Source organism: Actinomadura sp., assembly GCF_044508335.1.
GTDB lineage: Bacteria > Actinomycetota > Actinomycetes > Streptosporangiales > Streptosporangiaceae > Spirillospora.
Genome location: NZ_JBIQHY010000030.1, coordinates 38,225 through 61,134 on the forward strand (window position 1 = coordinate 38,225; position 22,910 = coordinate 61,134).

Here is a 22,910-nt window from a genome sequence, read left to right on the forward strand (position 1 = left end):
GCATGTCCACCATGCGAACCAACCGCAAGACCATCGCGGCCGGTCTCGGCGCGGCCGGCCTCCTCGGCGCCGGCCTGTACCTCGCCGTCCCCGCGTTCGCCGCCGACCCCGCCCCGTCGCCGTCCGCCTCCCCCACCGCGAAGCCCGGCCACCCCGGCCACCCCCGGATGGGCCGCCCGTTCCGGCAGGGGCGCGCCCTGCACGCCTTCCGCGGCGTCCACGGCGAGGCGACCCTCCAGCGCAAGGACGGCTTCCACGTCGCCGCCTGGCAGCACGGCCAGGTCACGTCCGCGTCGGCCACCGGGGTCACCGTCCGCAGCGCCGACGGCGTGTCCTGGACGTGGACGGTCAACACCGACACGCGCGTCCGCAAGGGCGGCGAGAAGGCCGACCTGAAGGACCTCGCCAAGGACGACAAGGTCCTCGTCGCCGGCGAACGCTCCGGCGACACCCGGACCGCCCGCTTCATCCGCGTCCCCCCGCACCGCTGAGCCCCGGCCGCCGCGGCGGCGCCGGCACGTCCGGGCGCGGCGCCGCGCGTCCCGGGGCGCCCGGACGCGGGACGCGGGCGGTACCTTCGGCGTGGGGCACGTCCAGCGGGAAAGGGGCCGATGAGCGAGAGCAGGCGGGTGCTCGTCGTGGACGACGAGGCCAACATCCGCGACCTCATCGAGGTCGCGCTGCGCTTCCACGGCTTCACCACCGCCACCGCCGCGACCGGCGAGGACGCGCTGCGCGCGGCCCGGCGGGAACGGCCCGACCTCGTCCTGCTGGACGTCATGCTCCCCGGCATGGACGGCTTCGAGGTGTGCCGGCGGCTCCGCGCGGACGGCGACCAGGTCCCGGTCATCTTCCTGACCGCGCGGGACACGCCGTCCGACACCGTCACGGGCCTCACGCTCGGCGGTGACGACTACGTCACCAAGCCGTTCTCGATCGAGGCGCTGATCGCGCGGGTGCACGCAGTGCTGCGCCGGGCCGCCCCGGCCGCGTCCTCGCCGGACACCGTCCTGCGCGTCGCCGACCTCGAACTGGACGAGGCGCACTGGACGGTCCGGCGCGGCGGCGTCGACGTCGACCTGTCGCCGACCGAGTTCCGGCTGCTCGCCTACCTGATGCGGAACGCGGGCGTGGTGCTGTCGCGCGCCCAGCTCCTCGAAGGCGTGTGGGGCTGGGACCACGGCAACCCGCAGGTCGTCGAGACCTACATCAGCTACCTGCGCCGCAAGCTGGACCCGCTCGGCGGGCCGCTGATCCACACCCGGCGCGGGATCGGCTACGCGCTGCGGCCATGACGCTCAACGCCCGCCTCCTCGCCGGCCTGCTCGCGGTCACCACCGCCGGGCTGCTCATCATGGGGCTGGTCAGCGCGCTCGTGCTGAACGGCTACCTGATGCACCGGGTGGACGAGCAGCTGGAGGCCACCCGCGACCGCACCCTGGCCCGCCTGCTGCGCCCGGGGCCGTCCGAGCAGGGGGTGGCGCCGGCGCAGTTCGTGGTGCTGGCCGTCGGCGAGCGGACGGAACGGGTGCGCGTCCTCAGCGGCGACGACCCGGACCCCGGGCGCGCCGTCGCCGCGATCGGGCGGCTCGGCCGGGACGAGCTGGCCGGCCACGCGCGCAGCGGCGAACCGTTCTCGCTGCCCGGGCTGCGCGCCGTGGCCCGCCCGTGGCGTAACCGCTTCGTCGTCGTGGCCGCCCCGCTCGGCGAGATCCAGTCGGCGGTGCGGAACCTGGTGCTGTCGGAGATCGCGACGGGGGCGCTGCTGCTCGCCGTCCTGATCGTCCTCGGACGGTGGCTCATCCGCCGCGGCCTGCTGCCGCTGAACCGGATGGCGGAGACCGCGCACGCCATCACCGCCGGCGGCGACCTGCGCGCCCGCATGCCCGGACCGGGGCAGCGCACCGAGACGGCGCGGCTCGCCGCCGCCATCAACGTGATGCTGGAGCGGATCGAGCAGGCGTTCTGGGCGCGGAGCCGGTCCGAGGCGCGGGTGCGGGAGTTCGCCGCGGACGCGTCGCACGAGCTGCGGACGCCGCTGACGACCATCCAGGGCTACGCGGAGCTGTACCGGCACGGCGCCCTCGGGCCGGACGAGCTGCCCGACGCGATGCGCCGCATCGAGGGCGAGGCCCGCCGCATGAACGACCTGGTCACCGACCTTCTGGAGCTGGCCCGCCTGGACCGCGAGGCGTCGCTGAACCCCGTCCCGACGGACCTGGTCGTCCTCGCCCGGGACGCGATCGCGGACGCGGCCGCCGCCGAACCCGACCGCCCGTTGCGGCTGGACGCGCCGGACGCGCTCATCGCGAACGTCGACGAGGCGCGCATGCGCCAGGTCTTCGCGAACCTCCTCGCCAACGTCCGCGCCCACACACCCCCCGGCACGCCCGCGACCGTCCGCCTGGCCCCGGGCCTGATCGAGGTCGCGGACGAGGGGCCGGGCATGTCGCCGGACGACGCCGCGCGCGCTTTCGAACGCTTCCACCGCGCGGATAAGGGCACCGGCGGGACGGGCCTCGGCCTGCCGATCGTGGACGCGATAGCCGCCGCCCACGGGGGCCGCGCCGAGATCCGCTCCGAGCTCGGCGTCGGCACCGCCATCCGCATCACGCTCCCTCACCCGTGAGCGGCCTCCCCGGACTCGGCCCGGCATGACGGCTTCGGGTCGATCACGTACTCGATCGGCAGGCGCAGGTCGCGCAGCCGCAGCAGCGGCATCGGACGCGCCGTCAGGTTCGTCATGAGCGTCAGGTCGAAGCGCAGCGCGCCGCCGCACACGGGCGTCCGCTCCCGGAACCACGCGTCGACGGCCCGCGCCCACCCGTCGAGCATCCGGGTCAGGCCGCCGTCCTTGCGGCCGGCGGCGAGCGGGGCCTGCATCAGCACCGGCAATGTCACCGGGCGCAGGTCCGGGTTCACGGTGTAGTCGTAGACGACCTCGACCTGGACGGCCGGCTCCGGCTCGGTGGTGCGGTCGAGGAGCGCGGCGAACACCGCCTCCAGGTGCGCGCTGAGCGTCCGGTGGACGGGGCGGTCCGGGTCCGCGCTCCCGATGTACTGCACGGGGATGGCGTCCGTGACGTCCACTCCCGGCTGCAGCGGCGCGGCGCTGCGGATCGCGGGCGTGCGGTACACGAACCGCTCGTCGGCGGTGCGTCCCGGTATGGGTTCGCGGTTGCGTTCGACGGTCACGGCCGCGAGGGCGTCCTGCTGCTCCAGCAGGTGCAGCCCCGGCAGGACGAGGGTGCGCCCGGGGATCTCCTGCCCTTCGCCCGCCATGAGGTACTCGCCGTCGCGGCTGTAGTAGTAGGCGTGCCGCCCTTCCTCCCCGGTCCCGTGCTCGTGGCGCTCGTAGCCGGCGATGTCGACCGCCGGCCGGCCGCCCCCGGCGGGCGGGGCGCCCTTGACGGTGACGAGCAGCACCCCGGGCGTCCCGCCGATCTCCGCCGGCCGCTCGGTGATCTCGAACCGGCAGGTGGTGCGGCCGGCGACGGCGCGGGGGCGGGCCGCCGCCGCGAGCCCGGAGTCGGCGACGGTCTCGGCGAGCGTGAGGAACGCGCGCAGCGCCGCCGCCGCGTTCCGCACCTCCTCGCCGTCGCCGGTGCTCGCGTCGACGGGCGCGAGGTAGTCGTCCAGGTCGCGGGCGACGGCCGGGTGGACGGTGGCGAACTCCGCGAGCGCGGCGAACGCGTCCGCCCGCTCCTCGGCGGCGGACCGGTGGTCTCCGACGTTGAACGCGACGTCCGCGATCACCTTGTCCTGCGGGTAGTGGAACGACATCGCGTACGTGAACCGGTAGTCCCAGCCGGTGACCCGGTCGAGCGGGTCGTGCCCGCCGGGGTAGGCCGCGTCCTGGCCCCGCATCGTCGGGCTCTCCGGATAGGCCCGCAGGATCAGCGGCACCGGGAACTCGCCGAGATCCGCCGACAGCGGCCAGGACGGGTCGCGGTCGACGAAGCCGAGCCAGCTCGACGCGCGGTAGTCCGCGATCCCGGGCACCGGGCCGATCTGGTGCTCGATCGCGTTCGCGTCGTAGCGGACGTCCAGGTCGACCCAGGAGACGACCGCGCCGTCCCGCCGGACGGTGTCCGGGGCGCTCACCAGGAAGGCGAGCGGCACGTCCGGCCCGGTGCGCAGCGGGAGCCGCGGCGAGGTGAGCGAGACCGGCGTGCCCGCCCCGCCGTCGCCGGCGGGGGCGGTCCGCTGGACCGCCTCCCCGTACAGCTCCGGCGGCCGTCCGGCGTCCCCGTCCCGGGCGCCGGCGTGCACGTCCGCCTCGAACTGCACGGCGGCGCGCACCGAGTAGGCGTCCGCGAGCCTGGTCAGCAGCCGCTGCCGGAACAGCTCCCGGACGTGGCCGGGGTCGGCGCTCTCGCCCGCGAAGACGGGGATCATCCACGCGGACGCCGCCCGCGCCAGCCGCTCCTTGACGGCCAGCGCCCGGCCGAGGAGGTCCTCCCCGGTGAGCCGGCCCACGATCTGCGCGGCGGCGGTGAAGCGCGGCGCGAGCAGGGAGTCGACGGCGCCGAACAGGGAGCGGCACCAGCCGTCGACGTCCACCTCGGCGAAGTCCTCCCACCGGGACGGCTCCGGCTTGAGGCCCTCGCCGGTCACGTAGTCGCGGATCGGCACGCGGCTGCGGCTCTGCAGCGCGGTGGACATCGGCCTCGGCGCGAACACCACCGGGCCGCCCTCGGACACCCGGTAGGAGATCGGGGCGCCGGGGGCCGTGCCCGCCCGGACCGCCCACACCGTGGTGCCGCCGTCGAGCCCGCCGCTGGCGGGTGCGTGCCGGTCGACGCCGACGGCGACCTTCGGCGTCTGCTCGCCGGTGCGCAGCGCGGCCTCCAGGCGCCGCGCGAACTCGGCCAGCGCGAGCGGCCCGGTGGGGGCCCCGTCCTGGTCCGGCAGCCGCTCCTGGAACGGCGCGACCGGTGTGCTCGTCTCGCGCACGCCGGGCGCGGTGGCCAGGTCGCCGAGGACGGCGCCGCCGGTGCGCGCCAGCCGGAACTCGGCGCGGAGCGGGAAGATCTCCGCCGGGTTCACCGCGTCGCGGTCCAGCGGGAAGCCGATCGGGTGGCTCGCCGCGGGCGGCGGCACGTCCGTCCGGAACCGGGCGCGGTCGTCGAGGAACGCCAGGATCGAGCCGTCTCCGTCGCACAGCCACGCGCGCAGGGCGCGGAGCTGCTCGGCGGTCAGTTCGGCGTCGCCGGTCGCGGACGGGTCGTCCGCGTCGCGGCCGAGCAGCGTGGTGCGGACGGCGCAGGCGATCCCGTTGGGGTCGGCGAGCTGGTCGCGCAGCCTCCGGTAGACGGCGGCGTCGGCGGCGGCGCCGGCGGCGACCCCGGACGTGCGGGCGGCGCCGTCCGCCGGGTAGGCGAACCCCGCGCGGCCTTCGACGGCCTCGCCTCCGGCGGCGCGGCGCAGTCCGCGTACGGCGAGGCGGTACATCCGGCCGTCGGTGAGGGGCGAGACCGTGAGCCGGACCGTGCGGCCGTCGTCGCCCAGCACCGCGGATTCGACGGTGACGGGCTCGCCGGTGTCGTCGAAGACGTAGTTGCCGGTGTCGCCGACCCCGTCGGGGTCGAGGTCCAGCGTGAACGTCAGCTCGACGGTCGTGGCGTCCGGTGCGGCCGCGGCGAGCAGCCCCTGGTAGCGGCTGTCGTCGAAGCTCAGCAGCAGTTCCAGGAGCGGACCGCCGTCCCCGGCGTCGCGGACCTGCCAGCTGGACGACACCGACGGCCACTGCCCGAGCCCGACCAGCGCGTCGGTGTACCCGATCAGGACGGGCGGCTGGTCGAACGGCCCCCCGCTTCCCGCCACCGGGTCCGTCAGGTCGGTGACCAGCGTGTTCCCGTACACGTCGCACCAGTCGAAGGACACCTGGAGGATGTCCCCGATCGCCTGGTACGGGGCCGCTTCGGCGCCGTCCCCGCGCGGCTTCGCGAACCGCGTGTACGGGACGGCCTGCCGGTACTCCCACAGGTCTCTACCGGGTTCGAGCTCGCGCGGCGCCCGGATCTTGTCGTGGTCCGCGGGATCGGCCGGGCCGGTCGCCGGCCCGGCGGGGAGCCCGATCGGGCTCTCCTCGAACGCGGCGTTGCCCGCGACCCGGTAGCCGAGCATGGTGAAGGCGGCCTTCAGGAACGCGTCCGCCCCGCCGTCGCCGGCCCCGGGCGCGTCCTCCGGCACGACGCGGCGCGCGGCGACGGCGGCGACGCCCGGCGGCACGGTCGCGGTCCGCGTCCGGGGCCCGCCCGGCACGGTGATCTCCCGGCCGGTCTCGAACGGGCCGGGCACGTCCCGGTTCGCGGCGGCGAGGGACGCCGCCCCCTGGCCGTAGCCGGCGATGATCTCGCCGAACGTCCCGGAGAACGGGCTCGTGCCGGGGGTCAGCACCAGCCGCGGCAGCCGGATCGCCTGCGGGAACGCCAGCCGGTCGGGCAGCCCGCCCGGCCAGCCGGGGTTGGCGGCGCGCAGCGCCTCCACGGTCGTGCCGAAGCGGCCGGCGACGTCGGCCAGCGCGATGCCGCCGGGCGGCGCCTGGTAGACGCCCTCGTCCACGGTGATCCGGGCGTCCGCGGCGAGCGGCACCCCGGTGTTCGCGGCGACCAGGTCCGCGACGTCGCCGTAGTGCGCGGCGGCCAGGGCGCCCATCCGGGTGTCCGGGGCCGCCGGCACGCGCGCGGGCGGCTCGGGCGGGTCGGCCTCGGCGAAGACGGTCGCGTCGCGGGGCAGGCCGGCGGGCGTGGCGAGGCTGTTCATGTAGGCGCCGACTCGGTTCCGCTCGACGGGGTCGGCGGGCGCGGCGTACAGCACGACGAGCGTCACGGTGGCGGTGTCGCCGCCCGCGAACAGCCGCTCCGGCAGCCCCCGCCCCTCGGCGGCGGCGTCGTAGTAGAGGAAGAAGCCCCCGCCGCGCGTGATGCCCGCCTCCCAGAGGAGCCGGATGAACTCGTGCGGGTCGTTGAGCAGGCGCGGCCCGTCGTCCGCCGCGGCCTGCGGCGCGGGCACCGCGCCGGGCGGGCGGGTGCGGGTGCTGAGGTCGGTCTGCGCGAGGCCCATCGTGACCGAGGGCAGCGTGTCGTTGGCCAGGCCGGTGTCGCCGTCCGCGGCGGGGAAGGCGAGGATCAGCCGGTCCACCGCGGCGGCGTCCGGGTCCTCGCCCCACCGCTCCAGCAGCCGTTCGAGGAGGACGATGTCCCGGTCGTCGACGCCGGCGATCTCGTAGGTGGACCGCGTGGACGGGCTTCCCTCGACCTCCGGCACCAGCTTGACCTGGACGTTCACCGCGGTGGCCCAGCCGTGGGCGGCGACGCCGGACACCGCCGTGCCGCCGGTCGAGTCGTCGTGCCGGCCGAGGCGCACCCGCATCCGCGGATCGCAGGCCCGCACGGAGCGGTCCGGGAGCGCGGTCAGGTCGGCCGGCAGCCGGTACAGCCGCAGCCCCGCGGCGCCGGCGTCCGCCGCGCCCTCCCCGCCGGGCCCGTACGGCAGCGGCACGGGCACCGGGCTGCGCCACGGGACGGACCGGGTGCACGGATAGGTCGCCGGGGCGGTCTCGCACATGCTGCCCGCGCCGAGCGATTCGAGGCCGATGTCCAGCCGGGCGCCCTTCCCGTAGGCGTCGCGGAGCCGCGCGACCCGGTCCGCTTCCGCCGTGCCGGGCACGAGGGCCAGCTCCAGCCGGTCGGGGTCCGCGCCGGCGAAGCGCAGCCAGCCGGGCCCGCCCGAGCGGTCCAGGAAGACGCGGAACGGTTCCCCGGACAGGGCGGGCAGCGGCACCTGCTGCCCGGTGAGCGCGTGCAGGCCCGCGTGCGCGGGCAGCCGGAGCCCGCCGTCCCGCTCCCGCACCCACATGCCCCGCGCCTTCGGCTCGACCGTCCCCGCCGCGGGCAGCCGCATGCCGTGCAGGCAGTACCGCGACGTGAGCGCGGAGATCTGCCGGAACGCGAACGTGCGCTGCGCCTCGGCGATCAGCTCGCCGAGCCGGAACCGGCCGAGGTGCGGGACGTCCAGGTACGGCTCGGCGCGGCCGTCCGCGTCCCGTGCGGCGAACAGGTCGGCGATCTCGGCGTTGGCCGGCTGCTCGCCGAGGAGGGCCGCGCCGACGCCGAAGCGGGCCGCCACCGAGTCCAGCGTCTGCGCGGCGCCGGCGTCCGCGGTGACGTGCCGGAAGAGCGGCACCGCCAGCGTCGCCATGGGGGCGAGGAGACCCTCCTGGCGGAGGACGCCGCCGTCGGCGAGCAGTTCGGCGAGTGAGACGCCGAGGCCCGCGGCGACGTCGCCCAGCACGTCGCCCGGCCGGACCGTGTACGGCGTCCGGTCCGGGAACGGCACGCCGGCGCCGGGCCGAAGCACCGCGCGTCCCGCGTTGCACGCGGCGAGGTCGGCGGCCGTGAACGCGCCGCCGTAGACGTCCCGTCCGGCGAGGGCCGCGAACGTCTCGCCGGCGCCGGACGCGCACGTCACCAGCGGGATGAGGAGGTCGGCGCCGGGGGCGAGCAGGCCCTCCTGGTCGAGCAGTCCGGCGCCGGTCACCAGGTCGGCGTACCGGACGCCGAGCGCGGCGGCGACGCCGATCAGCGTGTCGCCGTCCTGGACGGTGTGCTCGCGCCCGCCCGGCAGGACGATCCGCGCGCCGGGGCGCAGCAGGCCGGGCGCGGCGGCGCCGGCGCCGGCGATGTCCGCGGCGCTCACCTCGTCCTCGTAGCGGCGGGCGAGCGAGGCGAACGTGTCGTCGTCGCCGGGGGTGCAGGTCACGCCGATGGCGATCGCCCGGCCCGGCCGCAGCGGGTGGGCGCCGTTCGCGGCGAACAGGTCGGGGACGGTGTAGGCGGGGACGGCCGGCAGCGGCCCCTCCCCGGCGCCGTCCGCGGGCGGCACGGCCCGGTTCTCGTTGACCCAGCGCACGATGCCGAGCGGGGTGTCGCCGGCGGCGATCGGGTACTTGAACAGGCGCAGCCCGTCCCGGGCGGCCTGCACCGTCTGCCGGGCCAGCAGCAGGAAGTAGTCGCCGAACACCCACTCGGCCATCGACAGCGACTTCTCGGCCACGGCCTCCGCCGCGCCGGCGGGCTCCTCGGAGACGCGCACGGCCAGCTCCGCGAAGTAGCTCCGGAGCCCGGCGAGCGCCTGCCCGCCGATCGCGTTGTAGGACCCGAACGCGTAGCGGGTCGCCGGGGCGTCCCCGTACGCGGGCACGTCGAGGACGAGCGACGGCGGCACGGGCAGGTACGTCGCGTCGGGCTCCGTCGTCCCGCCCTCCGGCGGTGCGTCCGCCGGCCCGCGCACGGTGAGCCGGAACGCGCCGCCCAGGAACCGCTCGACCGCGTCGGCGGGCACGGGCGCCGGGACGGCGTCGCTGCTGACGAGCACCTCGTCCAGCAGGTACGCGAGCTCCAGCTCGTCCACCACCAGGGCGTCGATCTCCTCGGCGGTGCGGGGGCCGTCCTGGATCGCGGCGACCACCCAGCGCAGGACGCCCTTGCACAGGGTCTCGAACGAGGTGTCGCCGGCGGCGCCGTCGGCCGGGCCCGCGAGCATCGCCTCGTGGACGGGCGGCACCGAGTCGATGAGCAGCATCGCCACCCAGCACGGGAACTGCTCGACGGCCCCCGCGTCCCGCGGGTCCGCCCACTCGTCGCGGGCGAGCGCGAGGCCGGGGGCGGCGTAGCCGGTGAGCTCGGCCGGCTCCGCCGGCGGCCGCAGGTTGCCCCACTCCGGCGGACGCGCCGCGCGGGCCGCGAGGCCGGCGGCGAGTTCGCGGCGCATCCGCAGCCGCCGGTCCGCGGGCCCGCCGAGCACCCCGGCCGAGGCGCCCAGCGCGCGGGACGGGCCCCGGTCCACCGTCCGCCAGGGCGGCGTGCCGAGGTTGTCGATCGTGAAGGTCTCCTTGAGCCGCATCGAGAACTTGAAAGTGATCTTGATGGTGAACAGCCCGGCGTCGATCTTGATGCTGGCGGACACGTCGACCGACAGCACCAGGCTGAGCGACAGCGACACGAACGACTCGTAGGCGATCTCGGCGAGCGCGGCGATCCGCACGTCGACGTCGGCCTTCACGACGGAGAAGTCGACCGACCCGTACAGGCGCCCGAGCAGGCCCACCGTGCCGCGGACGAGGAAGTAGTAGCCGCCCTGCACCTGGTCGAGCGCCCCGGAGCCGGCGCGCTCCAGCGCGGACCCCGGCTCGTAGGGGTTCCACTTGCCGAGGACGCCCTCCAGGACGCCCGCGACGGTCAGGCTGAACCCGGCCTTGAGGATGCCGTACTGCACCGACTTGCCGAACCCGGCCTGCAGCCCGAACCCGAAGACGATCACCGGGTTGAACGTCCCGTTGGACGCCTTCGGCACCAGGTCGGTCGTGGCGCTGGACAGCTTGCCCAGGTAGAAGCCGCCCGACCCGAGCAGCGGGATGCCCGGGTAGATGACGGCCTCCAGCGTGAACGACCGCGAGAAGTCCATGTTGCGGGGAAACCCGACGTCGACGAGGAAGTCGCCGTTGGTGTACACCGCGACGGCGAACACCGGCAGCGTGATCGCGTACGCGCCCACGTTCAGGTGCCGCATCTGGTCCGGCAGCGTGATCTCGGCCTGGTACACCCCGACGGCGTCGCTGATCTGCCGGTACATCACCTCCAGCGCCAGCCCCTTGAAGACCTTCGCGGCCGGGCCGTCCAGCGCGACGCGCAGCCCGTACAGGCGCGGGTCGCAGAAGACGACCTGCCCGTCCAGCAGGTAGCCGGCCGGCTTGGCCGCGTCCGGTACGGCCGGTCCGCCCGTCTCGGCTAGACCGCCCGCCGCGCCCTCGAAGCGGAGGATGCCGATGTCCAGGCCCGCCACCCAGGACACGGACCGGTCGAGCCGGACGTCAGGGATCCCGTCCGGCTCCGCGGGCGGCAGCTTCTTCATGGCCTCGATGGCCTTGCCGACGGTGGTCGCCTGGTCGAGTCCGGGGACGTCGATGTGCTGCCCGAGCGCGAGCAGCCGCAGGTCGATGTACTTGCCGCCCTGGCCGGGCGGGGTCGGCGCCGACCCCGGCCTGCTGGTGTCCCACGGGCCGAGGCTGCCCATGTCGCCGAGGGCGCCGTCCCCGACGTTCCACGGGAAGAAGCCGTCCAGCGTCACCATCACGCCCCGGTCCGGGCCGGTGCTCTGGTAGACGACGCTGATGCCGTCGATGCGGGCGAACCCGAGGTCGATCGGCCCGATGCCGACCTTGAACCCGACCTGGTTGCGGGAGGTGTCCTTCGGGTTGAAGCGGTAGGTGAGCGCCAGGTCGCCCGGCTTGACCGAGTTGAGGACGTTCCACGGCGGCGCGAGCGCGAACCCGGTGCCGGTGATCCAGGACACCATCGTCTCGATGACGGACCCGAGGGTGGCGCCGGCGGCCAGCCCCAGCTCGGCCGTGTAGTCGCCGGTGTCCTTCTCCGGGCCGGCGACCTTGCCCTCAAGCCCGTTCCAGGTGATGCCGAACGCGTTGACCTGGGGGTTGTAGTCCCACCAGACCCGCAGCCGCAGGTCCTCCCACCGCACCTCGCTCTCCAGCCGCGCGAAGCGCCCGGCGGCGCCGGAGCCGAGGCGCAGCCTCCCGGTGAGGGAGGCGTGCGGCAGGAACGGCACGACCCACGGTTCGGCGGTGGCGCCGCCGAACGCCCACGAGCCGTCGCCCGTCGCGATGGACAGCTCCAGGTCGGAGATCCCGTACTTCGCCTCCGTCCGCCATCCCGTGTAGGCGGCGAGCAGTTCGCCCAGCGGGACCGCGCCGCCGGTCTGCCGGCCCTCGAAGCGCCAGCCGGTCTCCTTGGCGTAGGACGCCTCCACGGCCAGCTGGATCTTCGCGGAGTCGGGGAGGATCAGCACCGTCCCGCCGAACCGCCCCTCGACGCCGGTGGCGTTGCCGCGGGCGGCGAACGCGAGGTTCTCGATCGTGAACCACGGTTCGGCGGAGCCCGCCGGGACCGGCCAGTCCGCGAGGACGCCGCAGTCCACGCTCCAGGTCCCGGCGGGCCGGTTGTACTGGAAGTCGAACAGCGTCACCGCGCCGTTGACCGGGACGGACTGCCCGCTCGGCAGGAACAGCCCCACCACGTCGGCGATCTGGACGTGGACGGCGGGGTCGGCGGGCGGCACCAGCGTGCCCAGGAAGATCTGCTCGGGCAGCTGCGCGGTGACCCGCACCGCGCCCTGGCCGAGCGCGAACGTCCCGATGATCTCGAACCGGTTCCGCCGCCGCGGCCCGGCCGGGTCGGCGACGTCGGCGAGGAGTTCCAGGCCGTTCAGCACGATGTTGCCGACGAGCGGCCATGACGCGGTCGTCGCGAACCGGACGGAGAACGACGCGATCTCCCGGGTGTCGGCCAGGTAGCCGATCTGGAAGCGCCGGACGGCGAGGTCGGCGGCCGCGTTCAGCGGCGCGGGGAGCGCCTGCGCGAGGTTGACGCCGCCGAGCAGCCCGAACACGCGCGCCAGGCTGGGGCCGGGGGCGGTGAACGACGCGTCGAACGTCCACCGCCCGGCCGCCGGCGGCACGCTCAGCACGACGCTCATCGCGGACCCGCCGCCCGCCTCCGCCTCTCCCGCGGACGCCCCCGCGGCGCCGCCGGGCAGCGGGACGGCGCCGCCGGCGAACCCGGTGACGGCGCCCGCGGGATCGTCCGAGCGCACGATCTTGAGGAAGGAGTCCCGGATCAGGAACCAGGGGGCACCGGTGAGGCTCCACGACCCCGCCGCGGCGGGCCGCACCTGGATCGCGCCGGTCAGGCCCGCGTCGCCGTCGGTGAACACCAGGTCGACGTCGGAGTCGGGCAGCCCGAGAACGCCGGCGCCGCGGCCGCGCGCCACCACCTTGCCGTCGGCCGGCTCGGCGACGTTCGCGTCCGTCAGCACGAGCGCCGACCCGCCCGCCATGGCCTCGTAGAGCCGCGCGAGGGGGCCGTCCTTGAAGGCTCCGGGCGCCACCGCGAGCTTCCCGTCCGCGCCGAGGTTCTCCTTCAGATCCTTGTAGACCTGCGCGAGGACCGCGTCACCCGTCTTGATGGGGGCGCCGACCAGCGTGAAGTCGGTCTTCTTGTACGCCTCGCTCGTGAACACCCATTGCAGAGCGGCCTGGAGCTTCTCCTCCTGGGGCTGGTCGGCCATGAACGTTTTGAAGCGCTGGAAGTACTTCTGCAGCGGCGAGCCGTCTTCGTACGCCTCCCCGATGTAGTGGGCCAGATGGTGCGGCGGCACCAAGCCCTCTTGTTCATTCCACAGGCGGTGCTCCTGCCTCAGCACACCCGCGGCGAACTTGGACGAGAGTGCGCTGGAATCCATCAGCGCGTTGAACGGCAGCACCGGGTAGGGGACGTCGGCGAGCCGGAAGTAGGGCTTGCCCAGGGGGATGACCAATCCGGCGGTTCCCGCGCCCTCGAACACCGACGGCAGAGTCGCCTCCGCATAGAGGAGGTCGAACACGGCCTGCGGCAGGCTCTGGAGGTTCAGGATGAGGACCTCGTCGTCCTTCAGCGCGGCGATCTTCTTGGCGATCCCCCCCGCATCGTTCAGCTGCCTCTCGACGAGGACCTTGCAGTCCCCGCCTGGGCACAGGTACTTCTCGGCGAAGAGCCGGACGCTCGCCGGCGACGAGCCGAGATTCTTGCCGGCCACCCATGATTCGAGCAGCTTCCAGCTCGCGTCCTTGATGTTCGCGAGAACGAGGATCACCGTTCCCTTGCGGAACTTGTCCTGCGAACCCTCCTGGAGGACGCGGGCGGTACCGGCGAGGTTGAACAGGATCCCCCCGGGGGCCAGACCGTTCTTCGCGCTGCCCTCACCCACGTTGCTGATGCCGTAGACCGGGCAGAACAGCCGGCCGTCCCGCACGCCGTCCAGGACGGCCTTCGCGGCCTCGACCACCTGCTCCTTCCCCGGCAGCGCGGCGAGCTCGGTCCACTGCTTCTCCGTGAGCGCGATCTCGGGACGGCCGTACAACCGGGCGGCCAGGTGCGTGATCTTCTCCGACAGGTCGACCAGCGGCCTGTCCGGGGCCTTCGGGAAATAGGCGACGCTCGCGCCGGGCTTCCCGCCCTCCTCCTCCCAGCCGTAGGGCTGGAGCACGAGCAGCATGTCGGCGTTGAGCTCGCCGGCGAGCTTCTCGACCTCACCGGACGTGTGGTCGAATCCACCGGTGATGGCGAGCTTGGTCACCTTCCCCGGCGGCTCCCCGGTCTTCTCGACAAGGGTTATCTCGGCCGTCCCGCCGCTCACCGTGAGGCGGAACCCGGACTCCCCCGGCTGGATCTCCGGCAGCAGCGTCCGCAGCTTCTCCAGGATCTCCTTGTTCGGGTAGACGAGTTCGGCCTTCGTCACGAGCTTCCTGGCCACGAACTTCTTCAGCAGCAGCACGGTGGACGCCTGGTGCCCGAACGCCGCCCCCGCCGCCACGTAGAACCGCGGCGTCTCGTCCTTGAAGAACTTGAGAAGCTCCGTGTCCAGCGCGGACGTGCCCCCCTCGTTCTGCGACTCGACAATCTTGATCTGCTGCTCGATCGCTAGTTGCATGCCCGTCACTTCTCCGTGTTCGCGAGCTGCGGCCGGTTCTCCGCGGCGGCCGCCGGACGTTTGGCGTAGAGGGCGTACCAGCCGAGGCCGGCGGGGCCGGCGGCGTCCCGGTCCCCGAAGAGCGTGAACCTGGTCGAACCGCTCGGCGGGATGCTCAGCAGGCCGAGGAACCGCAGCGCGATGTCGTCCATCGTCAGCATGAAGCGCCTCTCGTCCGGCGCCCCGGCGACCTGCGAGCGGTCCAGCCGGATCTGCCCGACGGACACCTTCAGGACGTTCTCCAGGCTGAACAGGGTCGCGCCGCCCTTCGTCCCGGGCAGCCCCAGCCCGACCATCACCTCCTGGTCGCCGCCGTCGCCGTCCGCCGTGGACCACGCCGTGACCAGCCGCGCCACCAGCCCCACCTCCCCGGCGAGGTCGCCCGGCGTGCCGAGCTTCAGGTCGTAGGCCAGGCCGAACCACGGCCGGTCCGCCACCCCGGTGAGCGGGGCGCCGGTGACGACGGGCAGGTAGCCGCCGGTCTGCGGCGGCGTGTCCGCGCCGCCGTGGTCGAGGCCGCGCAGGTCGAGCGCGAAGTCGCGGAAGAGGCTGTCGCGGCGCGGCGTGCTCGTGCCGAGGTCGAAGCGCACCTCGCCGAACTCGGACGTCATCGTGCGGCGCGCCGGGGCCGCCGGCGGGAACGCCATCCGGACCCCCAGCCCGGCGAACGCGAGGCCGCGGCGCGGCAGGTCCTCGTCGCCCTCGCCGCCGAAGGACAGCACGTCGAACGGCCGCTCGCCGTCCGTCATCACCTTCAGGTCGAGGAAGCCGGACAGGTCGAACCAGGACACGACGTCCCGGCCCTTCTCGGCGTCGCCCGGGTCGCGGGTGGACATCCGCACACCGGTGATCTCCACCTTGCGCACCGCGGCCTTGTCGCCGAACCGGAAGGTCGACGGCCCCGTCCCGGACAGGCTCTGCACGGGCCGCGACCCGTCGTTCTGGTAGTGGCCGCGCAGGACCATGGTGTTGAACGGGTTGCCGCCCTCGCCCATCCCGGCCACCCGCATGCCGAACAGGCGGTTGACGGTGAGCTGCGCCCACGACTCGAACTCCTGGACGGCGGTGTTCTCGAACACCGCGCGCAGGCTCAGCAGCCGGAAGTCGTGCTCCACGCCCTCCGGCGGCGGCACCGGCCGCGCCGTCGCCTCTCCCGGGCCGGGGGGCGTGAACGCCGGGTCGACGTAGTCGATCAGCCCGAACATCGAGCTGTCGCCGACCAGCTCGATCGTCCCGGCCTTCGGGTCGTTGGCCACCTGGCTGATCTCGATGCCGAAATGGTGCGCGTGGAACCGGCTCGGGTCGGTGACCCCCGCGACGACGCCCGCCAGGTCGGCGGGGAGCTCGTCGATCCGCATCCGCAGGACGAGGACGCCCGTCCACGCGGGGTCCCGCGCCAGCCTGTTGAAATGCTCGAAGTACGGCTCGGTCCGCGCGGCGGCGTCGGCGAAGTACCTGCGCAGCCATCCGGACAGCACCACCAGCTCGGCCGGGTCCGGCGGACCCACGGGCGGAGCCGGCGGCGAGCCGGAATCCCCGGCCGCGCCGGGGACGATGTCGGTCGGCGCGGCGAACACGTCCCGCTGCGTCCAGCGCTCCGGGTTGCAGACCAGGCTCCCGCCGGGGTCCTCCGGAAGGTACAGGGGGCCTTCGCGGCCCTTCACGATGAGGACGTTGGCGTAGTCGTCGTAGCGGTTGAGGCCGACGTCGGCCGCGAAACGCCAGTCGGCGATGTTCATGGCGTTCTGGAACGTCGCCTCCGCGCCGCACTCACCGCCGCCGGCCCCGGTGAGCCGGCCGAGCCGCGTCGCGTTGGCGGCGACGAGGAACAGCTCACTGGACTGGAACGCCTGCCGGAGTTCGCCGCCCGGTGCGCAGAAGCACATCCGCCGCATCTCCGGATCGCTGTTCTGGCCGAGGAGGACCCGCTCCCAGACGTCGCCGGGGCCGAGCGTGACGAGCAGGCCGGCGGGCGTCGTCACGTTCTTCCGGCCGTCCGCCGCGCCGTCCGGCGGGACGTGCCCGGACGGCGGTTCGCCGATCTCCAGCCGCCGGGTGGGCGCGACCGCCGTCCGCTCGACGGTCTCGATCCGGTCGCCGGACCAGGTGCCGCGCTCCGGGTTCACCTTCACGCCCGCGTACGGGAGCAGCGGGAACACGGTGTCGCCGGGCAGCGCCATGCCGCTGTCCACGTGCACGAACAGGGTGTCGTCCACCCGGTGGGGCGGGTCCTGCCGCCCGTACAGGGCCGCTCCGCGCGGCTGCGCGACGTAGCGGGCGGAGTCGCGGGCGGAGTCGCCGGCGCCGGGGCCTCCGGCGCCTCCGCCGCCGGTGACCAGGCTCGCCCAGGACGTGCGGTACGTGGCGTCCATCAGCGGCGCGGACGGGTCGGTCGGCGGTCCGACGGGAGAGGTCTCGGGGAAGGGGTAGCCGGGCACGAAGGCGGGACGGCGCGGGGTGAAGACGAGCCGGTCGTCCGGGCCGAAGGCCGCGTACTCGGTGCCGTGCAGGCCGCACAGGAGCCGGTGCCCGGCACCGTCGGCGTCCCGCGCCGCCGCGGGCGGGACCTCCAGCGTGAAGGCCCCGGCCGGCGCGGCCTGGAACGGCAGCGGCCGTCCGGGGGAGTCGCCCGCGCCCGGGTTGAACACCAGGCGCGCCGCGTCCGGCCGGTCGGCGAGCGGCCCGGGGACGGGGATCAGGCGGATCGCCGCGCCGGTGTCGGTGCGGAACCACGAATCGAGGACCGTCCGGCTCCCGTCGTAGTTCTCCCCGGTGAAGACGAGCGCGGTCCGGGCGGGGAGCACGGCGTTCAGCGTGTCGGCCGGGTCGATGGCGGCCATGAAGCCGATCCGGTCGTCGCTGGAGGGGCTGCTCCCCTCGGCCAGCGGCAGCCACAGCGTGCTGGTGCGGTATGCGGTGCCGGTGGCCGGCACGACGCACTGGAAGCCCCAGCTCCAGTCATCGTGCAGTGATCGCCGCCGGATGTGGGCGCCGAAGACGACGCAGCCGCGCTCGTCGCCGGTGAACGGCAGCTTCGCCAGCGAGATCGGCTGGGCGTCCGGTGCGGCCGGCCCGTCGAAGGAGATCGCCCCGTTACCGCACATCTCCAGCACGTCGCCTTTGAGATCGAGGGACGCGCCGGCGTGTATCACGAGCTTGAGGTCCCGCACGATGGGCACCTCGGCCCCGCTCGCTATCACCACGCGGCCGTTCGGCGTGATCGGCATGGCGACGTTCGGCGCGCCTTCGATCGCGTCGGGTTCGGGCAGCCAGAAGATCGCCCGGTTCTTCAGGTTCTTGCGCAGGCAATCCACGGCCGCGATGAACCGCTCTATGGCGGCGTCGGTGCCGAGGTCCGGCGCCACGGTGGCGAACAGGAACGAGCCGTCTGCCTTCCAGAGGGCATTCTCGAGGTCGATCTTCTCTTCCGACGCATCGTTCGGTAGCAGGTACCCGAGCCAGCGATGGCTCGGGTCGGGTTCGGGTGGTCCGATGTACAGCCGGGTACTGCGGACCCGCTGGAAGAAGCTCATTGCCAACTGCCTCGGTGGTCGAGCGGCGCCGGCCCATCGGTGCCGCGGCGTGCGGGGCTGGACCGGCCGGCCCGTCCCGCGGGCCGGCCGGGGCGCCGTCTCAGGGCGTGTGGAAGGTCACCGAGCAGGCCAGCGTCGACTGCTTCGGCTTCGTGGCGTCGAACCCGCCCTTGAAGTACCCGAGGATGTAGGACGTCCCGCGCAGCAGGTTCAGGCCGCTCAGCACGCCCACCCCGCTCGCGCTGTTCTCCGGGACCTGCTCGAACCACTTGGGCGGGATCGTGTAGAGCGCCGACGGCGTCTGGTTCTCCCACACCCCGACCCAGTCGCCGTCGCCGGACGGCTGGCTGCCGGGCGGCATCGTGTAGGTGTAGGTGAGCGTGTTCACCATGAACCGCTTCAGGCCGATCCCCGGCGCGTAGGTCGCAGGCTCTCCATCTCCCATGGCGGGCACGAACACCGTCGCGCAGACGTTCTTCACGTCCGGCCCGACCGCGTAGCCCAGCAGGTAGCTGTAGCCGGAGACTTCGGCGGGGAAGTTGCCGTCCCCGTTCGGACGGTCGGAGTTCACGGGCGCCGTCTTCTTGGGGTCCGTCCCGCGCGGGATGTCGTGGCCGTTGGTCTCCCAGAGGAAGACCTTGTTGCCGTTGGCCTGGGGCCGGTTGCCGGGCATGGTGTCGTACTTGTAGGTGATGGAGTGCGCCTCCACCGCGTCCACTTCGAACCCGGTGGTGACCATGTTCTGGTCCAGCGCGGCGCGCGGGCGCGCAGGAGTCTCAGTCGTCATCCAGATCTCTCCTTGCGAATGGTCGCTTGAATCGGTCGGGAACCGCCGCCGGAGCGGCGGAAGATCAGCCGGGGGTACGGAACGTGCACATCGCCGCCGCGCTGGTGCGGCTCTTTTCCATGAAATAGATGAGCGTGTGAACGCTGTCGGGATCGAGGGAGAGCCCGTCCATTACAAGGTTTCCCTCGCTGGCGTTGCCGGGTTTGGCCCGCGCCAGCGGTTTCGGTGCGTTGTAGGGGCTGGCGAGGCCGCGCCAGAGCCCCACCCAGTTCCCGTATCGCCGGGGCAGGTACCCGTACAGCGTGCGGTAGCCGATCACCAGCTTCTGGAGGCTGATCTCGTCCGCCGCGATGGTCACCGAGGACGGCGCCGTGACCGCCCGCGCCGGCGGAAGCGTCACGTACGTGCAGGCGTCGGTGACCTCGGGGCCGGTGCAGTAGGCGATGGTGTAGGGCTCAAGAGTGACGTTGATCTTGAGGTTCTGCGTGCCGGCGGAGACATCGGATTCGACGGGCTTCCGGTACTCCGGCTTGACGCCCCAGGGGACGACGAAGCTCTCCCAGATCGCGAAGAAGTTCTCGTAGGAACGCGGCCGGTTCGCGAGCAGGGTCACATATTCGACTTCGATGTTCTTGCCGTCGCTGTGGGTGATCCTGATACTGCAATGCCCGGGATCCCGTTCGGTGGCCTGGGACGGCACCGGACGCGCAGCAGACCTGCGTCCACGCAACTCTTTCACCCATCTTTTCGGGTCGCGGTTGTTTTCCACCGGGCTTCCTCCCCGGCGACCGCCCGTCACAACTCACCGGAAAAGCAAAATGTGGGCTCGAAAGAGGTCAAGCACGCGCGGCGGTGCACCACAGGACGGGGCGGGGCGCGGTGGGCAGGGCGCGGGGCGGCCGTGCGCCGGGTGGCCGCTCCCACTGAGCGGGACATCGCCATGCCGGGGGCGGGGGCGTCCTGCACAGTCGGTCGGACATCACCCCGGAGCCTCTGAGGGAACCGCGCATGGCCGGCTGGAGTCATCGGTACGCGAAGATCAACGGCCTCGACGTCCACTACGTGGAGCAGGGGACGGGGCCGCTCGTCGTCCTCCTGCACGGGTTCCCGCACACCTGGTTCAGCTGGCGCCACCAGATCGGGCCGATCGCGGACGCCGGGTTCCGGGTCGTGGCGCCCGACATGCGCGGCATGGGGCAGACGAGCGGGCCGCCGGACCACCGCGAGTACGCCCCGGACCGGATCGTGGCCGACCTGACCGGCCTCCTCGACCACCTCGGCGAGGAGAGGGCGGTGTTCAGCGGCCTCGACTTCGGGCTGTTCGCCGCCTACGACCTCGCCTACCACCGCCCCGGGCGCATCGCGGCGATCATCGGGCTGGAGAACCCGTTCTTCACGCCGTCCGACGAGCCGCCGCTGACGCTCGCCGCCCGGCAGGCCGAGCGGCACTTCAACCACATCCACTACTTCGTCGCGTCCGGCACCGCCGACGACGACCTCGCCGCCGCGCCCCGCGAGTTCCTGCGCAGGCTGTTCTACGCGCTGTCCAGCGACTACCACTACCTCGACGTCTGGCGGCGGCCTCCGGGCACGCCCTACATCGACGCCCTGCCGGACGCGCCGCCGCTCCCGTGGCCGTGGCTGACCGAGACGGAACTGGAGTTCTACGTCGCCGACTACAGCCGCAGCGGCTTCACCGGCGGGCTGAACTGGTACCGCGCCATGGACCTCTCCTGGGAGTACCGGAAGTCGTACGCGGGCCGGAAGAACCCCGTCCCGTACTACTTCATCGGGAGCGAGCAGGACACCGACCTCGAAGGCTGGCACGGCCCCGATCCGCTGAACCGGCTGGACGAGCATTACGCGGATCTGCGCGCCGTCCGGATGATCGAGAATGCCGGGCACATGATGCAGATGGAGAAACCAGGCGAGACGACCGCGGCGATGCTGGAATTCCTTGCCGGGAGGAACGAATGGGGCTGACCGCGAATCGGGTGGCGGTCGTCACCGGGGCGAGCCGCGGCGCCGGGAAGGGAATTGCGCTGGCCCTGGGCGAGGCCGGCGCGACCGTCTACGTCACCGGGCGCACGCGCACCGAGGGCGAACTCCCGGGCACCGTCTTCGCCACCGCCGAGGAGGTCACCGAGCGCGGCGGCACCGGCGTGCCGGTGATTTGCGACCATTCCGACGACGATCAGGTCGAGGCTCTCTTCAAGCAGGTCGGGCGCGAGTCCGGCAGGCTCGACATCCTCGTCAACAACGCCTTCACCATTCCCGACGGGCTGGCCCGCAAAGGGCCGTTCTGGGAGAAGCCGCTGGCGCTTCAGAGCATGTTCGACGTGGGAATGCGCTCGGCGTACGTGGCGAGCTACTACGCGGCCCCGCTGCTCATCGGGAGCGGCGCCGGCCTCGTCGTCAACACCTCGTCCTTCGGCGGCCGCTGCTACATGCACGGCCCCGCCTACGGCGCGGGGAAGGCCGCCGTCGACAAGATGGCCCACGACATGGCCGTCGACTTCAAGCCCTACGGCGTCGCCGCCGTCTCGATCTGGATGGGCCTGCTGAAGACCGAGCGGAACAGGGCGCTCTTCGAGGGCGTCCCGGAGCGCTACCGGTCGTTCGCGGCCGGCGCGGAGTCCCCGGAGTTCACCGGACGGGTGATCGACGCCCTCGCCCGCCACCCCGACCGGATGCGCTGGACGGGCCGGGTGCTCATCGGCGCCGAGCTGGGCGAGGAGCTGGGCGTCACCGACATCGACGGCCGGACGCCGCGCTCGCACCGCGCCGTGCTGGGCGATCCGCCGGCCTTCAGCGACGCCGTGGTCGACTGACCACCTGTTGTCTAGCCCGTCTAATAACAGCCGCCACAGGCGTCCGATCCGCCCCCGCAGTGACCGGTCACACCCTTACCGCGCCTTGTCGATAATTCGCACTGCTAAATTAAACTCTCGGCCCCCTGGGCAAAGGCACCGTGGAGGGCGGGCAAAGCACCGCCATGAGGGCGGAGGCATCACCCCATATCGATCAGTTCGGAGAGCACCGAGAAGGCCCCTACCCTCCCAATTCAACTTTGACGACATGGCTTTGCGATGATACGTCGGGAATATCCAGCGAACAGGGTCCTGACCGGACGGGCCAACGGAGTTATGATCCGAAACGGGACCGGCCGGATATCGGTCGTCCCCGCAGTTCAGGGACGCATCTGACGCGGCCGGAAACGCGCCGGATGCCTGGCATGACGGTGAGGTCGGATCACTATGGGACGACGTTCCCGCCGGTGCGGCCTTCCCCGACGTCCGTTGTCGCATTCCTTCGTCCATCCCTGCCCGGCCCGTACGAGACCGAGCGAGACACGGCGATGGGACTCCACCGAGGAGGCACCATGACCCACGTCGAGCAAGAGTCGACCCCGCAGACACCGCCCGCCGCCGCCGACCCCGCCCCGCTGGGTCTCGCGGCCTTCGCCCTGACCACGTTCCTCCTCTCCGCCAAGAACGCCGGCTGGACCGACGGCACCGACGCCTGGCTCGGCTACGCGTTCGCCTACGGCGGCCTCGTCCAACTCCTCGCGGGCATGTGGGAGTTCCGCAACCGGAACGTGTTCGGCTGCACCGCCTTCTCCACGTACGGCGGTTTCTGGATCGGCCTCGGGCTGTACGTCCTCCTCGTCGCCGGCGGGGCGACCCCCGCCCAGGAGGCGAACGACCTCGGCTGGATCCTGCTGGCCTTCGCGATCTTCAACACCTACATGATGCTGTGGTCGACGCAGGTCAACCAGGCCGTCCTGGCGGTCTTCGTCACCCTGGAGGCCACCGAGATCATCCTGTTCATCGGCCAGTTCTCCACCAGCGAGAACACCATCAAGATCGGTGGCTACGTGGGCGTCCTCACCGCCCTCTGCGCCTGGTACGCGTCCGCCGCGGGCGTCATCAACGGCATGATGGGCCGGACGTTCCTCGGCGTCGGCCGTCCCATGGCCCGGCAGCTCAGCCCCAGCCCCGTTC

Annotated in this window: 10 protein-coding genes; 6 read left to right on the forward strand and 4 right to left on the reverse strand. The window is 73.2% G+C overall.

The genetic code is table 11. From position 1 onward, the window contains the following. The first annotated feature begins 11 nt into the window (after positions 1-11). The 3 genes from ACIWVC_RS13750 (at position 12) to ACIWVC_RS13760 (ending at position 2,629) form a co-directional block, all read left to right on the forward strand. Positions 12-491 carry a hypothetical protein gene (locus ACIWVC_RS13750; protein ID WP_396448155.1) on the forward strand — a complete coding sequence of 160 codons (480 nt, stop codon included), beginning with the start codon at positions 12-14 and terminating at the stop codon, positions 489-491. 120 nt (positions 492-611) lie between these two features. Beyond that, positions 612-1,295, forward strand: coding sequence for a response regulator transcription factor (locus tag ACIWVC_RS13755; protein WP_396448154.1), 684 nt, complete (start codon positions 612-614; stop codon positions 1,293-1,295). Then, positions 1,292-2,629, forward strand: a complete 1,338-nt coding sequence (locus ACIWVC_RS13760) for a sensor histidine kinase (protein ID WP_396448153.1) — start codon at positions 1,292-1,294, stop codon at positions 2,627-2,629. Before ACIWVC_RS13755 ends, ACIWVC_RS13760 begins: the two co-directional genes overlap by 4 nt. Here ACIWVC_RS13760 and ACIWVC_RS13765 read toward each other — a convergent pair. From ACIWVC_RS13765 to ACIWVC_RS13780, 4 genes are all read right to left on the reverse strand, one after another. After that, positions 2,620-14,547: a LysM peptidoglycan-binding domain-containing protein gene (locus ACIWVC_RS13765; protein ID WP_396448152.1), complete on the reverse strand. Its 11,928-nt coding sequence runs from the start codon at positions 14,545-14,547 to the stop codon at positions 2,620-2,622. The genes ACIWVC_RS13760 and ACIWVC_RS13765 overlap by 10 nt on opposite strands. Positions 14,548-14,552: 5 nt before the next feature. Beyond that, on the reverse strand, positions 14,553-18,119 hold the full coding sequence (locus ACIWVC_RS13770; RefSeq protein ID WP_396448151.1) for a hypothetical protein: 3,567 nt from the start codon (positions 18,117-18,119) through the stop codon (positions 14,553-14,555). 100 nt (positions 18,120-18,219) lie between these two features. Further along, positions 18,220-18,906, reverse strand: coding sequence for a hypothetical protein (locus tag ACIWVC_RS13775; RefSeq protein WP_396448150.1), 687 nt, complete (start codon positions 18,904-18,906; stop codon positions 18,220-18,222). A 64-nt stretch (positions 18,907-18,970) separates the two neighbouring features. After that, positions 18,971-19,675 carry a hypothetical protein gene (locus tag ACIWVC_RS13780; protein WP_396448149.1) on the reverse strand — a complete coding sequence of 235 codons (705 nt, stop codon included), beginning with the start codon at positions 19,673-19,675 and terminating at the stop codon, positions 18,971-18,973. A gap of 239 nt (positions 19,676-19,914) precedes the next feature. On the opposite strand from ACIWVC_RS13780, the gene ACIWVC_RS13785 reads away from it, so the two are divergent. The 3 genes from ACIWVC_RS13785 to ACIWVC_RS13795 form a co-directional block, all read left to right on the forward strand. Then, a complete protein-coding gene (locus tag ACIWVC_RS13785; protein ID WP_396448148.1) occupies positions 19,915-20,889 on the forward strand; it encodes an alpha/beta fold hydrolase in 975 nt (324 codons plus the stop codon). Next, positions 20,880-21,737, forward strand: coding sequence for an SDR family NAD(P)-dependent oxidoreductase (locus tag ACIWVC_RS13790; RefSeq protein ID WP_396448147.1), 858 nt, complete (start codon positions 20,880-20,882; stop codon positions 21,735-21,737). Before ACIWVC_RS13785 ends, ACIWVC_RS13790 begins: the two co-directional genes overlap by 10 nt. Before the next feature lie 551 nt (positions 21,738-22,288). After that, positions 22,289-22,910 (forward strand): acetate uptake transporter (locus tag ACIWVC_RS13795; protein ID WP_396454191.1); only part of this gene is annotated, 622 nt, incomplete at its 3' end.